The organism is Microbacterium sp. A20 (assembly GCF_004794515.1).
In the GTDB taxonomy this organism is placed as follows: Bacteria; Actinomycetota; Actinomycetes; order Actinomycetales; family Microbacteriaceae; genus Microbacterium.
Genome location: NZ_SSDF01000082.1, coordinates 52442 through 65887, shown reverse-complemented (window position 1 = coordinate 65887; position 13446 = coordinate 52442). Strand labels below are relative to the sequence as shown.

Below are 13446 nucleotides of genomic sequence, written 5' to 3'. Positions count from 1 at the left end.
CGCCTCCGTCGACGGCGGAGCGCACAGGGGAATGCCGGTTAGGCTGGCTGATTATGGCCCTCTTCTCCCGCCGCAAGAAGTCCGCAGACGATGCCGTCGCTCCCGCCGCTGAGACGGAGGAGACGGTGGCCGGGTCGGATGCCGTGAACACCGATCAGGGCGCGACCGAGGTCGAGCAGCCCGTCGAGGCACCCTCGATCGGCATCTCGGTGCAGGCGTTCCGCGGTGTGGGCGCCGAGGCCGGGCCGGAGGTGGCGCTGCCGACCTCCGATGCGCCGTCCGAGACAGCATCACCCGCTCCGCGTCCGGCGCAGTCCGCTCCGGCCGCGCAGCCTGCAGCCCCCGCTCGGCCCGCCGCTGTCGAGGAACGGCGCCTTCCGCTCGCCTCGCCGCTGCCGCCCGAGCAGACCGAGACCGTCGCGGGGATGAAGGACAACGTCCTGCTCCGTGAGGCGCTCACCGAGATCGAGGCGGGTGCGTCCAACGACCAGCTCCTCGGGGTGATGCGCCAGGCGCTCCAGGGACACCTCTACATCCGTGTGAACGGCGACGCGCGTGCGCAGATCAGCGAGGGCAAGCCGCTGTCTGTCGCTGTCGTGCGCGACAACGACGACCGGCAGTTCATGCTCGCGTTCAGCTCGGCGCGCGCGGTGCGCGACTCGGTGCAGCTCGAGGCCGATCCCGCGGCGACCTCCGCCGTCGCTCAGCCGGTGACCTCGGTGCTGCAGCAGGTCGTCTCCGGCGACTTCGCGGGTCTCATCGTCGACAATGCCTCCGCGCCGCACCGCGTGGTCTTCCCGACCGACCTGCTGCAGAAGACGCTCGAGCAGGCTGACGTCGAGATGACGGTCAAGAACATCCTCGCCGCTCCCCGAGAACAGGACTCCGGTCTCAAGGTCGGTGAAGCGCTCGCGGTGAAGCGGATGTGGGTCGCCGTGAACGAAGGGGACGGCAGCGGCCAGGCCGGCATCGCCGAGGCGCAGACCACCGACGGTCGCCGCTTCCTGCAGCTCTTCTCCCACCCTCTCGAGGTCATCGCGCTGGGCCGCGGCGACCGTCCGCTCCCGTTCGAACCGGAGCAGCTGGCGAAGGTCCTCTCGAGTCATTCGGACATGGCCGGAGTGATCGTCGACTCCGCGGGGCCGTCGATCATCGTCGAGCGGGATGCGCTCACTCCGGTGCTCGCGCTGGCCGTCGCGCTCGGCGACTGACGGATCACGCGGGGCAAGCGCGGGGGTTCCTTCCGTCGGAGCATCGCTCTAGGGTCGGAGCATGGCCTCAGAACGCGTGACTCTGACCGTCGCCGACTCCGATGGGGAACGCGAGGTCGCGCTGTCGAGTCCGAACCGCGTGGTCTGGCCAGACCTCGGCGTCACGAAGGCCGAGTTGGCCGAGTACGCGCAGCTCGTCGCGGAACCCTTCCTTGCGGCCAACGGCAATCGTCCGGTGTCGCTCGAGCGCTTCCGCGACGGCGTCGGCGCGTCCGGGGGGCCGCGGGCGGAGGGCTTCTTCTCGAAGAACCCGCCCAAGGGGACACCCGACTTCGTCGACGCTGTGACCGTCACGTACAACAGCGGACGCCAGCATCCGCAGATCGTGCTGAACAGGGCGAGCGCGATCGTCTGGGCCGTGCAGATGAACACGATCGTCTTCCACCCCTGGGCTTCTCTGGCCACCGACGCCGACAACCCCGTCGAGCTGCGCATCGACCTCGACCCGCAGCCGGGCACGGATTTCGCGGATGCCGTGACTGCCGCGCACACGCTGCGCGAGGTGCTGCGCGAGGCCGGGCTGGAGGCGTTCGCCAAGACCAGCGGCAACCGCGGCCTGCATGTCTTCGCACCGATCGAACCGACGCACGAGTTCCTGGACGTGCGGCATGGCGTGATCGCGGCCGGGCGCGAGTTGGAGCGACGGATGCCGGAACAGGTCACCACGAACTGGTGGAAGGAGGAGCGCGGGGAGCGGATCTTCGTCGACTTCAACCAGGCCAACCGCGACCGCACGATGGCCGGTGCTTACAGCCCGCGCGCGCTGCCGGGGGCGACGGTGTCCACTCCCGTCGAGTGGGACGAGCTCGACGGCCTGGACCCGCGCACGTTCACGGTGCGCAGCATCCCGAAGCGCCTCGAGGAGGTCGGCGATCCCTGGGCGACGATGCAGGCTTCCTCCGGCCGCATCGACACGCTGCTGGAGTGGTGGGAGCGCGACAAGGAGAACGGGCTGGGGGAGCTGCCGTTCCCGCCGGAATTCCCGAAGATGCCGGGGGAGCCCCCTCGGGTGCAGCCGAGCAAGAAGGTCGCCGCCAACTGGGACGAAGACGGCACTCCCGCCGAGAAGGACTGAACTTGCGGGCTGAGCATTTTCGTATGACAATATTTCTATGATCTCTCGCGAAACCATCGACGGCAGTCCGGTCACCGAGGAGCAGATCGCTGAATGGTCTGCAGAAGCGGAAGCCGGATACGACGCTGACGTTCTCAAGAAGCGTGGTCGCGGGCGGCCGGGACGTGGGGCGATGCCCTCACAAGTCGTGGCGCTGCGGCTTACTCTCGATGAGATTGCCGCGCTCGACGCCCGCGCGGAACGCGAAGGAAAAACTCGATCTGAGGTAATCCGCGAGGCGTTGTCGGCTGCAGCCGCGTGAAAGTCCATGCTGCCGCACTCAAGCACGGAGTCGAGCCTGACGACATCGTGCAGGCCGCAACCTGGGCCCTGTGGATAGAGGATCTGGACGATGACAGCCCTGCGCGTCAGCTGCGACTCGGATTCGATACGCGAGGGCGTCTGTTGGAAACCGTTGTTCTCGTGTTCGACAGCGGTCACGAACTCGTCATCCACGCGATGCCGGCGAGGCCTCAGATGATCGCTCTGCTCCCGTGAACGACGGAGGGCACGAGATATGTCGGGGGCTTCTCCGACGACCCCGTCAGCGGAGCACGTCCGCGAGGTCGTAGCCCGCGACCGTGTCGAGCTGGTCGTAGGTGCAGGAGCGGGCGTCGCGGTCGGGGCGCCAGCGCTCGAACTGCACCGTGTGGCGGAAGCGCGCGCCTTCGAGCTGGTCGTAGCGCACCTCGAGCACGCGCTCGGGGCGCAGCCGCACGAACGAGACGTCCTTGCTGCCGCTGAACCGGGAGCGCTCGCCCTCGGCGGTGACCGCTTCGCCGCTGTCGTCGCGCTCGATCAGGGGAGCGAGCTCGTCGACGAGCTGCTGACGCCGGACATCGCTCCAGGCGGCGACCCCGCCGACCTGTCGCAGCACTCCGTCGTCGCCGTACAGGCCGACCAGGAGCGACCCGACGCCCGAGCCGGACTTGTGGATGCGGTAGCCGAGCGCCACGACATCGGCCGTGCGGGCGTGCTTGATCTTGAACAGCGTCCGTTTCCCCGGCGCATACGGTTGGTCGAGGGGCTTGGCGACGACGCCGTCGAGTCCCGCCCCTTCGAACTCGGCGAGCCAGCGGACGGCCGCTTCACGGTCCCGGGTCGTCCGGGTGGTGTGCAGCGGGTGCTCGACGCCCTCCATGAGCGTCTCGAGGCGGGCCCGACGGGTCTCGAAGGCCTGCGTCAGCAGGTCCTCGTCGCCGTCGGCGAGCAGATCGAAGGCGATGAACGTCGCCGGTGTCTCCACGGCGAGCTTCGCGACGCGCGAGGCCGCCGGATGGATGCGCTGGCTCAGGGCCTCCCAGTCCAGGCGCTGCGAGCCGAGCGGTCCCGTGGCGACCACGATCTCGCCGTCGAGCAGGCACGGTCCCGGCAGCAGTTCCGGGATCGCCTCGACCAGCTCGGGGAAGTACCGCGTGAGCGGCTTCGCGCCCCGGGAGCCGATCTCCACGGTCTCGCCGTCCCACGCGATGAGGCCGCGGAAGCCGTCCCACTTGGGTTCGAACAGGAGTCCGCCCGGGGTCTTCGCCGGGTCGGGAACCGCCGGCACGGCCTTGGCGAGCATCGGCGCGGGGATCTCGTAGCGCATGGTCCCATCCTGGCCGCGGACTTTCGATTCCGGTACCCCGGTGTCGCCGACCGGGATCAGCCGAACAGCTCGTCGAGCCCGGCCGGCGTCCCGGCGTCGTGGAGCACCGTGCGGGCGGCGTGCCAGCCGGCCATCCCGTTCACGGCGGGACCCGGTGGAGTCGACGCCGACGCCAGGTACACGCCGCGCATCGGGGTGCGCCAGGGGGTCGGGGACAGCACCGGACGCCGGAGAGCCTGCCGCATGTCGAACACGCCGCCGGAAATGTCCCCGCCGATCTCCGCGGGGTTGATGGCCTCCCGAGACGACGCGGGAACCGCGTGATGCGCCAGGATCAGGTCCCGGAAGCCGGGCGCGAAGCGCTCGACCTGTGCCGTGATGAGCTCGGTGGGATCGAGGTCGGAGCCGTTCGGGACATGGATGTATGCCCACAGGACAGCTTTGCCCTCGGGGGCCCGCGTCGGGTCGAAGACCGAGGGTTGCACCGCGAGCACGTAGGGCTTCTCGCTCACATGACCCACGGCCACGGTGTTCTCGCTCGCCCATACCTCCTCTCGGGTGCCGCCGAGATGCACGGTCACGGCGTTCCGCACCTCCGGGTTCGACCACGGGATGGGGCCGTCGAGCGCGAAGTCGACCTTGGCGGCCGCGGCGCCGTAGCGGTAGCCGCGCAGTGCCCTGGCATAGCCCGTCGGCACGTCGGGGTGGGTGAGTGCGAGCCGGGGGGAGGTGTTCAGCAGGAGCACGTCTCCGCGTGAGGGGTCGCCGGCGTCGAGGGTGCGCAGGTCGTTCACGCGGGCACCGGTCTCGACCGTTCCGCCGTGCGCTTCGAGGTCGGCCACCAGTGCATCGGCGATGGTCTGCGAACCGCCGCGCGGGTAGGGCCAGCCTCCCGCATGCGCGAGAGCGGCGAGGAGCAGCCCTGCTGCGGCACCGGCGAGGGTCGGCTGCGGGGAGTTCGCGTGCGCGACGACGCCCGACATCAGGGCGGCGGCCTCCTCGGTCCGGAACGAGGTGCGGGCCAGGGGAGTGCCCTGGTCGAGCATCCGGATCGCGTAGCGCACCGCGGTGAGGGGCTCGGCGGGGATGCGGAGAAGCTGGTTGCCCGTGAAGTCGGTGACCCCGTCGATGTGGGTGCTGAGGGGGCGCAGGCGGGTGAGCCAGGCGTCGCGGTCGACTCCGAGGGCGGCAGCGGTTCGATCGATGTCACGCCAGGCGACGGCCGCAGCGCCGCCATCGAGCGGATGGGCGAAGGAGATGTCCGGGTGGATCCACTCGATGCGCTCGTCGAGCCGGAATGCGCGGAAGAAGGGCGAGGAGACGGCCGCCGGATGCACGGCGGAGCACACATCGTGGCGGAAACCGGGAAGCGTGCCTTCCCGGGTACGCAGCCCGCCGCCGATCGTGTCGGCGGCCTCGAGAACGCGCACCTCGTAGCCGGCGCGTGCGAGCGCCACCCCTGCGGCGAGGCCGTTGGGTCCGGACCCGATGATCGTCGCGCGTGCCATGCCGCCAGTCTCGCACGCGTCGAGTGGTCGAAAGAGGGGGTTGCGGCGTGCGATCCTGGAACTGATGAAAGAAGTACAGGGGCCGACCCCCGCAGGCACCTCCCGTCCATACCGTTCGCTCCAGGAAGCGCTGCGCGCGCACCGCATCGACCCGTCGAACCACGCGTTCATCGCGGAGATCACCCAGGCGATCGGGATCAGCTCGTTCATCGACCGTGGTCGCTACATCGAGGCGATCCGACGCGGTGAGGGCGCCCCGTTGCACATCGGTCGCACCTACACGAACGGCTTCACCGAGGATGAGCGACTCGTCGTCGGATCCGCGCCGTTGCGCCTGCAGCCGAGCGAGGGGCGGGCGCCGTACTTCTACGTCAGCCACCCGAGCGAGTTCATCCCGTTGACCGCACCGCGCGCGGCCAAGCGCACGACGACGCCGCGCGTCTCCGCGCCCCGCGCCGAGAAGGCGCCGAAGCCCGTCGAAGAGCGTGACTACGGCGTGTGCGACGTGTGCTTCATGGTGAAGACGCCGTCCGGCGGCTGCGGCTGCGACTGACGGTGAGCCCCGACGCGCACGGTCGAGTCGAGCGACCGATGATCCGTGTCGCGGATCTGACCGGCCCCGATGCGATCGCGGTCGGCTCCGCGGTGCGCCCGGTCTGACGAGACCGTACCCCGGCCGACCTCGGTCAGGCGAACGCGCTCATCCCGGTGATGTCACGCCCGAGAAGCAGCGCCTGCACGCTCTCCGTGCCCTCGTAGGTGTGGATCGCCTCGATGTCGGCCATGTGCTGGATGACGCCGTTCTCGAGCAGGATGCCGTTGCCGCCGAGCAGGTCGCGGGCGGTCGAGGCGATGCGTCGCGCGGCCCGCGTGTTGTGGAACTTCGCGAGCGACGCCTGGGTCGGACGCAGCTCGCCCGCGGTCTCCAGGTCGGCCATCCGCCGGCAGTACAGCTGCATGGCGGTGAGGTCTTCGAGCATGTGGGTGAGGCGCTCCTGCACCATCTGGAACTTCGCGAGCGGCTTGCCGAACTGCACCCGCTGGGTCGCGTAGGCGAGCGCGGCCTCGTAGCAGGCGGTCGCGTGCCCGAGCGCCGACCAGGCGACACCGGAGCGGGTCGCATAGAGCACGGTCGAGGCGTCTTTGAAGCTCTTCGTCCCCGGCAGCACGGCGTCGAGCGGCACCCGCACGTCGTCGAGGACGATGTGGGCCTGATGGATCGCGCGCAGCGAGGCCTTTCCGCGGATCACGCTGCCGGTGTAGCCCGGGGTGTCCTGCTCGACGAGGAAGCAGCGGACCGCTCCGTGCTCGTCGGCGCCCTCGTCGTCGACGCGGGCCCAGACGAACGTGATGCCCCCGGACGCGCCGTTTCCGATCCACTTCTTCGCGCCGCGGATGACCCAGGAGTCGCCGTCGCGGCGGGCGACGGTCTCGAGGGAGACGGAGTCCGAGCCGTGGTCGGGCTCGGTCAGCGCGAAGGAGCCGAGCACCGAGCCGTCGGCGAGAGCGGTGAGCCACTTCTCCTGCTGAACGGGTGAGCCGAACAGGGCGAGCGTGCGCAGGGCGAGCCCGCCCTGCACGGCGAGGATCGTGCCCAGCGAGCCGTCGCCGCGGGAGATCTCCATATTCACGAGCCCGGCGGCCAACGGCGACAGGCTCGTGAGCGCGGGGTGCTGGACACCGTCGACGACGAGGTCCATCTCACCCATCCGACGAGCCGCATCCAGCGGGTACTCCGCGCGGTCCCAGGCATCCGCCATCTGCGGTGCGACCTCGTCGACGTAGGACTTCGCGCGGTCCCACGCCTCGCGGTCGGCGGCGGGGATGTCGGTGAAGACGGCGTAGTAGTCGCTGTCCTGACGCGCGGTGATGTCGTACGACGAGACCCGCTCGCCGGGGAACGGGGTGGCTGCATCGCTCATGGGGCTCCTTCGTGGACCTGAGTATCGTACCTCTCGATACTCGGTTCCACGACCCGGGAGTGGCTAGTCGAGCTCCGACTGCAGGCGGCGGGACACCTCGGCGATCGGCATGGACCGCGGGAACACCGCGACGACCATGTCGTCCGGGGCGGTGGTGGCGTCGCCCGCCACACCGTAGCGACGGCGCACATCGGCCAGCGCCGTCTGCAGCGTGGCCAGCGGCACCTTCTTGCGTCCCCGCAGCAGCTGGCGCAGCACGTGGTTGTGCACGGCGGTCACGAGCGCGGCGAAGCCCACGGCATCCAGCGGGTCGACGCCGGGAAGCGCGCCGCGCAGGTACTCGTCGAACAACCGCTCGTAGCGGAACACCGTGATGATCTCGCGTTCGCGCAGCACGGGCACCTCACGCACGATCTGGTAGCGGCGCCGGGCGAGCTCCGGGTCGTGCGCGAAGTGCGCGAAGACCGACTCGGATGCCGCGCACACCGCGCCCCACGGGTCGTCGTGCCCCTCGTCGAGGAACTCCCTGAGCTGCTCGAGGAGCACCTCGTGATCGGCGAACACCACGTCCTCCTTACCGCCGAACTGGCGGAAGAAGGTCGAGCGCGAGACGCCGGCGGCCTTGGCGATCTGCTCCACCGAGGTCTGGTCGAACCCCTGGGCGCTGAAGAGCTCGAGCGCTGCGGCCACGACGCCGGTGCGCAGTTCTGCGGATTCGTGCATGGCGAAAGCCTAGACCTCGGCAGGCGGAGACGCCGAGGCGAGACCGTCATACTGAGAGCGTGAGTGAGCGCGGGATTGCGGCCGGATGGTACGAGACACGCCGCCGCGGCACCCTGCGGTGGTGGGACGGTGCGCGGTGGACCGATCGCATCGCGGTGCGCGGTCGCGAGACGACGCTGGCGGAGGACAGTGCCTCCACACGCCGGCAACTCCTCATATGCGAACTCGTGCTCGCCGCCGTCCTGGTCGCGTCCATCCTGTTCGCGCTGTGGGGCTCGCTGCCGGTGGTCGTGATCCGTCCCGTGATCGTCGCGACCGGTGCCGCCCTGGTCTTCACCCCGTTCGTGATCTCCCGCCAGCTCCGTCTCGTCGCACTTCCGGCGAGGCGCTGGGGCGTGCCGACGCTGCGCTGACCGGAGCGACCCGGTGGCCGCAGGAGCGTCCAGGCCGAGGTAGTAGGCTGGGGGACTGGTCGATGTCTCGACATCGAGAGAATTACCAGACAGCAGCCCAGTGAAGGAACCACAGTGGATCTGTACGAGTACCAGGCACGAGACGTTTTCGAAAAGTACGGAGTGCCGGTCCTCGCCGGCATCGTCGCGGACACCCCTGAAGAGGTGAGGGCGGCTGCCGAGAAGATCGGCGGAGTGGTCGTCGTCAAGGCTCAGGTCAAGACCGGCGGCCGTGGAAAGGCGGGCGGCGTCAAGGTCGCCAAGACCCCCGACGAGGCGTACGAGGCAGCGAAGGCCATTCTCGGCCTCGACATCAAGGGCCACGTCGTCAAGCGAGTCATGGTCGCGCAGGGTGCGCGCATCGCCGAGGAGTTCTACTTCTCCGTGCTGCTCGACCGCGCCAACCGCTCCTACCTGAGCCTCTGCTCGGTCGAGGGCGGCATGGAGATCGAAGAGCTCGCGGTGGAGCGCCCCGAGGCGCTCGCGCGCGTCGAGGTCAACCCGCTCACGGGCATCGACAAGGAGAAGGCCGTCGAGATCGCTCGCGCGGCGAACTTCCCGGAAGACCTCGTCGAGAAGGTCTCCGACGTCTTCGTCAAGCTCTTCGACGTCTACAAGGGCGAGGACGCGACGCTGGTCGAGGTCAACCCGCTGGTGCGCACCGAAGAGGGCGACATCATCGCGCTCGACGGCAAGGTCACGCTCGACGACAACGCCTCCGAGATCCGTCACCCCGAGCACGAGGCGCTCGAGGACAAGGACGCCGCAGACCCGCTCGAGGCCAAGGCCAAGCAGTCGGGCCTCAACTACGTGAAGCTCGACGGCGAGGTCGGGATCATCGGCAACGGCGCGGGGCTCGTCATGTCCACGCTCGACGTGGTCGCCTACGCAGGCGAGAACCACAACGGCGTCAAGCCGGCCAACTTCCTCGACATCGGCGGCGGCGCCTCGGCCGAGGTCATGGCCGCCGGCCTCGACGTCATCCTCGGCGACCCGCAGGTCAAGAGCGTGTTCGTCAACGTCTTCGGCGGCATCACGGCGTGCGACGCCGTCGCCAACGGCATCAAGGGTGCCCTCGAGACGCTGGGCGCCACGGCCTCCAAGCCACTCGTCGTGCGCCTGGACGGCAACCGCGTCGACGAGGGTCGCGCGATCCTCGCCGAGTACGCGCACCCGCTTGTGACCCTGGCCGCCACCATGGACGAGGGCGCCGACAAGGCCGCCGAACTCGCCAACGCCTGAGACTGAAGGACGAGAAGAATGTCGATCTACCTCAACAAGGACTCCAAGGTCATCGTCCAGGGCATCACCGGCGGTGAGGGCACCAAGCACACTGCACTGATGCTCAAGGCCGGCACCCAGGTCGTCGGTGGCGTGAACGCCCGCAAGGCCGGCACCACGGTCTCGCACACCGACAAGGACGGCAACGCCGTCGAGCTGCCCGTCTTCGCCTCGGTCGCCGAGGCCATGAAGGAGACCGGCGCCGACGTGTCGATCGCCTTCGTCCCCGGCGCCTTCACGAAGGACGCGATGATCGAGGCCATCGACGCCGAGATCCCGCTGCTCGTCGTCATCACCGAGGGCGTCCCCGTCGGCGACTCGGCCGAGGCCTGGGCCTACGCGCAGAGCAAGGGCAACAAGACCCGCATCATCGGGCCGAACTGCCCCGGCATCATCACGCCGGGCGAGGCGCTCGTGGGCATCACCCCCGCGAACATCACGGGCAAGGGACCGATCGGCCTCGTGTCGAAGTCGGGCACCCTGACCTACCAGATGATGTTCGAGCTGCGCGACCTGGGCTTCTCCACCGCCATCGGCATCGGCGGCGACCCGGTCATCGGCACCACGCACATCGATGCGCTCGCCGCGTTCGAGGCCGACCCCGAGACCAAGGCCATCGTGATGATCGGCGAGATCGGCGGCGACGCCGAAGAGCGCGCGGCCGACTACATCAAGGCGAACGTCACCAAGCCGGTCGTCGGCTACGTCGCGGGCTTCACGGCCCCCGAGGGCAAGACCATGGGTCACGCCGGCGCGATCGTCTCCGGCTCGGCAGGAACCGCTCAGGCGAAGAAGGAGGCCCTCGAGGCCGCCGGCGTCAAGGTCGGCAAGACGCCGTCCGAGACGGCAGACCTGATGCGCGCGATCATCGAGTCGCTCTGATCTGAGCTACGCTTGATCTGAAGGCCCCGGACTCCACTCCGGGGCCTTCTTTCATGCGCGCCGGCGGTGGGGCGTGGGGGAGTGCTGGACGAGTCAGCGCCGAGGAGCGACGGCGTCCAGGATGCCGTCGAGGGCTCCGTGGGCGTGCTCCCGGGCGTCGGCGTCGTTCGCATGCGCGGCCAGCCAGAGCGCGAGTTCGTTCATCGCTCCGGACAGCGCTGCGGTGAGCGGCTCGAGGAGCGCAGGGGAGACCCCGGCCTCGCGCAGCCCGGTGCGCAGCTCCTGCTCGGGGCCATCTGCGTCGAGCTGCCGCCACCCCTCCCACCCCAGCACCGCTGGTCCGTCGACGAGCAGTACGCGCGAGGCCGCTCCTCGGGTGATGGCGTCGAGGAAGGCGTGGCTGCCGTCGCGGAGTGCGGTGTCGGGTGTGCTGTCCGTGGTTGCCGCGACGATGGCTGCGGCGACGACCTCCTGCTGTGCGGCAGCGACGGCGGCGAAGAGCAGCGGCTTCGACGAGTAGTGGTGGTAGACGGCGCCGCGGGTGACACCGGCCGCCTGGGCGATCTCGTCGACGGACGCTGCGGCGTATCCGTGTTCGGCGAAGTGCGCGGTGGCGACGTCGAGGATCCGGCGTGCGGTCTCAGCCGCTTCTGCGGCGGATGCTCGGGGCATGGGGTTCCTTTACGTGCGGTGTGTATGTATTCTAGCCTAAGGATACAAACACACTGTATGTAAAGGGGAGATGATGGAGATCACGAGCTTCTATCCGGTGCTCATGGTGGACGACGTCGCCGAGGCGGCGCGGTTCTATCGCGAGGAACTCGGGTTCGAAGTGACCTTCGAGGCCGACTGGTACGTGAGCTTGCGCTTCGACGGCGGTGAGCTCGCGATCCTCGACCGCACGCACGAGACCATCCCGCACGGGTTCCGCCAGCCCGTGAGCGGACTGCTGCTCAACGTCGAGGTCCCCGATGCCGCAGCCGAGCATGCACGGCTGGTCGCGGAGCGGGGGCTGGCGGAGCGACTGCCGTTGCGGGACGAGGCCTTCGGGCAGCGGCACTTCATCGTCGAGGCTCCCGGCGGTGTGCTGATCGACGTGATCGAGCCGATCGAGCCGTCCGCCGAGTTCGCTGCCGCGTACGGGAGCTGAGCACGAAAGAGGGGCGGATGCCGCAGCATCCGCCCCTCTTGTGCAGCTTCGGGTCAGATCCCGACGCCGAAAAGCGCCTCGATGGGCCCTCGGGCGAAGAAGATCAGGAAGCCGGCGCCGACCACCCACAGCAGCGGGCTGATGGTCTTTGCCTTGCCGGAGAACGCGTGGATGAGCACCCAGCTCACGAAGCCCGCGCCGATGCCGTTCGCGATCGAGTAGGTCAGCGGCATGACCGAGACGGTGAGGAAGACCGGCAGCAGCACGCGGAAGTCGCTGAAGTCGATGTAGCGGATCTGCGCCATCATCATCGCTCCGACGATGATCAGCGCGGCGGCGGCGATCTCGGTCGGAACGATCGACGTCAGAGGCGTCAGGAACATCGCGATCAGGAAGACCACGCCGGTCACGACGTTCGCGAGACCCGTGCGCGCACCCTCGCCGATGCCGGCACCGGACTCGATGAAGACCGTGCTCGACGACGACGAGGTCGCTCCACCGGCGATCGCACCGACACCCTCGACGACCAGTGCCGACTTGATGCGGGGGAAGTCGCCGTTGTCGTCGGCGAGGTTGGCCTCCTTCGCAAGGCCGGTCATGGTGCCCATGGCGTCGAAGAAGTTGGTGAACAGCAGGGTGAAGACGATCATCACGATCGCCACGAGGCTGACCTTGCCGAGGTCGAAGCTGAAGTCGACCGCGCCGATCAGGCTGAGGTCGGGAATGCCCACGGGGGAGCCGTTCAGCGCCGGGACGGTGAGTCCCCAGCCGCCCGGATTGACCACGTTGCCCTCGTCGTCGAAGCCGCGGGCTCCGATGTGCCAGATCGCCTCGACGATCACGGCGAGCACCGTGCCGCCGATGAGGCCGATCAGCATGCCGCCCTTGATCTTGAGCGCGACGAGGATGCCCGTGAGCAGGAGCGTGATCACGAAGAGCAGCGTCGGCACGGTCGCGACCGAGCCGTTGACCCCGAGGCCGACGGGCGGCGACGAGGCGCCGGTCGCGGTGACGAAGCCGGAGTTGACGAAGCCGATGAAGGCGATGAACAGGCCGATGCCGACCGTGATCGCGATCTTCAGCTGGAAAGGCACGGCGTCGAAGATCGCCTTCCGGAGCCCGGTGGCGGCGAGCAGCACGATGACGACACCGTTGATCATCACCAGGGCCATGGCCTCGGGCCAGGTCACCTGGCCGACGACCGAGAACGCGACGAAGGCGTTGATGCCGAGGCCGGCGGCGAAACCGAACGGGAGGCGCGTGACGAGACCGAACAGGATCGTCATCACACCGGCGGTCAGCGCGGTGGCGGCTCCGACGGCGTTGAACTCGAGCATGTTCCCGGCGACGTCGGGCTTGCCGGAGAGGATGATCGGGTTCAGGATCACGATGTAGGCCATAGTGACGAACGTCACCAGACCCCCTCGGATCTCGGTACCGATCGTCGATCCGCGCTTGCTGATCTCGAAGAAGCGGTCGAGCGAGTTCTTGGGCTCGGTGGATGCCGGGGCGGGCGGGGCAGTTGTCATCGGGAAACCTCCGGAGAAACGCTATC

The 13446-nt window shown here is 69.0% G+C and carries 15 protein-coding genes; 9 read left to right on the top strand and 6 right to left on the bottom strand.

From position 1 onward, the window contains the following. Positions 1 to 53 precede the first annotated feature (53 nt). The 4 genes from DW298_RS12160 to DW298_RS19665 all read left to right on the top strand — a co-directional run bounded on the left by DW298_RS12160 (position 54) and on the right by DW298_RS19665 (position 2883). Entirely contained in the window at positions 54 to 1211 is a 1158-nt protein-coding gene (locus tag DW298_RS12160) for an SseB family protein (RefSeq protein WP_136042740.1), read from the top strand. Between the two features lie 61 nt (positions 1212 to 1272). After that, entirely contained in the window at positions 1273 to 2346 is a 1074-nt protein-coding gene (gene ligD, locus DW298_RS12155; RefSeq protein WP_136042739.1) for a non-homologous end-joining DNA ligase, read from the top strand. 37 nt (positions 2347 to 2383) lie between these two features. Next, positions 2384 to 2647 (top strand): ribbon-helix-helix protein, CopG family, encoded by a 264-nt coding sequence (locus DW298_RS12150; protein WP_136042738.1) that lies wholly within the window; start codon positions 2384 to 2386, stop codon positions 2645 to 2647. Then, positions 2644 to 2883 (top strand): toxin, encoded by a 240-nt coding sequence (locus DW298_RS19665; RefSeq protein WP_136042737.1) that lies wholly within the window; start codon positions 2644 to 2646, stop codon positions 2881 to 2883. Before DW298_RS12150 ends, DW298_RS19665 begins: the two co-directional genes overlap by 4 nt. A 46-nt stretch (positions 2884 to 2929) precedes the next feature. Here DW298_RS19665 and DW298_RS12140 read toward each other — a convergent pair whose 3' ends face one another. Continuing rightward, positions 2930 to 3973, bottom strand: coding sequence for an ATP-dependent DNA ligase (locus DW298_RS12140; RefSeq protein WP_136042736.1), 1044 nt, complete (start codon positions 3971 to 3973; stop codon positions 2930 to 2932). A 56-nt stretch (positions 3974 to 4029) separates the two neighbouring features. Continuing rightward, a complete protein-coding gene (locus DW298_RS12135; protein WP_136042735.1) occupies positions 4030 to 5481 on the bottom strand; it encodes an NAD(P)/FAD-dependent oxidoreductase in 1452 nt (483 codons plus the stop codon). Positions 5482 to 5545: 64 nt separating this feature from the next. Here DW298_RS12135 and DW298_RS12130 point away from each other — a divergent pair, with 64 nt between their 5' ends. Continuing rightward, positions 5546 to 6034, top strand: a complete 489-nt coding sequence (locus tag DW298_RS12130) for a hypothetical protein (protein WP_136042734.1) — start codon at positions 5546 to 5548, stop codon at positions 6032 to 6034. A 133-nt stretch (positions 6035 to 6167) separates the two neighbouring features. Here DW298_RS12130 and DW298_RS12125 read toward each other — a convergent pair whose 3' ends face one another. After that, on the bottom strand, positions 6168 to 7403 hold the full coding sequence (locus DW298_RS12125) for an acyl-CoA dehydrogenase family protein (protein WP_136042733.1): 1236 nt from the start codon (positions 7401 to 7403) through the stop codon (positions 6168 to 6170). Between the two features lie 63 nt (positions 7404 to 7466). Next, on the bottom strand, positions 7467 to 8126 hold the full coding sequence (locus DW298_RS12120; RefSeq protein WP_136042732.1) for a TetR family transcriptional regulator: 660 nt from the start codon (positions 8124 to 8126) through the stop codon (positions 7467 to 7469). Positions 8127 to 8185: 59 nt separating this feature from the next. Between DW298_RS12120 and DW298_RS12115 the strand changes: the two genes are divergently transcribed. From DW298_RS12115 to sucD, 3 genes are all read left to right on the top strand, one after another. Next, a complete protein-coding gene (locus DW298_RS12115; RefSeq protein WP_136042731.1) occupies positions 8186 to 8539 on the top strand; it encodes a DUF2510 domain-containing protein in 354 nt (117 codons plus the stop codon). A 114-nt stretch (positions 8540 to 8653) separates the two neighbouring features. Next, entirely contained in the window at positions 8654 to 9820 is a 1167-nt protein-coding gene (sucC, locus tag DW298_RS12110) for an ADP-forming succinate--CoA ligase subunit beta (RefSeq protein WP_029262293.1), read from the top strand. Between the two features lie 18 nt (positions 9821 to 9838). Further along, complete coding sequence (sucD, locus tag DW298_RS12105; RefSeq protein WP_136042730.1) at positions 9839 to 10741, top strand: succinate--CoA ligase subunit alpha; 903 nt, start codon at positions 9839 to 9841, stop codon at positions 10739 to 10741. A gap of 93 nt (positions 10742 to 10834) precedes the next feature. Here the strand turns inward: sucD and DW298_RS12100 are convergent, their stop codons facing one another. Then, on the bottom strand, positions 10835 to 11413 hold the full coding sequence (locus DW298_RS12100; RefSeq protein WP_136042729.1) for a TetR family transcriptional regulator: 579 nt from the start codon (positions 11411 to 11413) through the stop codon (positions 10835 to 10837). 70 nt (positions 11414 to 11483) lie between these two features. Between DW298_RS12100 and DW298_RS12095 the strand changes: the two genes are divergently transcribed. Continuing rightward, the gene (locus DW298_RS12095) at positions 11484 to 11891 is read left to right on the top strand and encodes a VOC family protein (RefSeq protein WP_342670893.1); all 408 of its coding nucleotides are present in this window, start codon (positions 11484 to 11486) and stop codon (positions 11889 to 11891) included. Between the two features lie 53 nt (positions 11892 to 11944). Here DW298_RS12095 and DW298_RS12090 read toward each other — a convergent pair whose 3' ends face one another. After that, complete coding sequence (locus DW298_RS12090; RefSeq protein ID WP_136042727.1) at positions 11945 to 13420, bottom strand: NCS2 family permease; 1476 nt, start codon at positions 13418 to 13420, stop codon at positions 11945 to 11947. Positions 13421 to 13446: the final 26 nt, after the last annotated feature.

Coding starts and splice junctions, on each gene's coding strand:
- DW298_RS12095 (WP_342670893.1), top strand. CDS start 11,484: ATGATGGAGATCACGAGCTTCTATCCGGTGCTCATGGTGGACGACGTC.
- DW298_RS12150 (WP_136042738.1), top strand. CDS start 2,384: ATGATCTCTCGCGAAACCATCGACGGCAGTCCGGTCACCGAGGAGCAG.
- DW298_RS12160 (WP_136042740.1), top strand. CDS start 54: ATGGCCCTCTTCTCCCGCCGCAAGAAGTCCGCAGACGATGCCGTCGCT.
- DW298_RS12135 (WP_136042735.1), bottom strand. CDS start 5,481: ATGGCACGCGCGACGATCATCGGGTCCGGACCCAACGGCCTCGCCGCA.
- DW298_RS12125 (WP_136042733.1), bottom strand. CDS start 7,403: ATGAGCGATGCAGCCACCCCGTTCCCCGGCGAGCGGGTCTCGTCGTAC.
- DW298_RS12090 (WP_136042727.1), bottom strand. CDS start 13,420: ATGACAACTGCCCCGCCCGCCCCGGCATCCACCGAGCCCAAGAACTCG.
- DW298_RS12120 (WP_136042732.1), bottom strand. CDS start 8,126: ATGCACGAATCCGCAGAACTGCGCACCGGCGTCGTGGCCGCAGCGCTC.
- ligD (WP_136042739.1), top strand. CDS start 1,273: ATGGCCTCAGAACGCGTGACTCTGACCGTCGCCGACTCCGATGGGGAA.
- sucD (WP_136042730.1), top strand. CDS start 9,839: ATGTCGATCTACCTCAACAAGGACTCCAAGGTCATCGTCCAGGGCATC.
- DW298_RS12100 (WP_136042729.1), bottom strand. CDS start 11,413: ATGCCCCGAGCATCCGCCGCAGAAGCGGCTGAGACCGCACGCCGGATC.
- DW298_RS12130 (WP_136042734.1), top strand. CDS start 5,546: ATGAAAGAAGTACAGGGGCCGACCCCCGCAGGCACCTCCCGTCCATAC.
- DW298_RS12140 (WP_136042736.1), bottom strand. CDS start 3,973: ATGCGCTACGAGATCCCCGCGCCGATGCTCGCCAAGGCCGTGCCGGCG.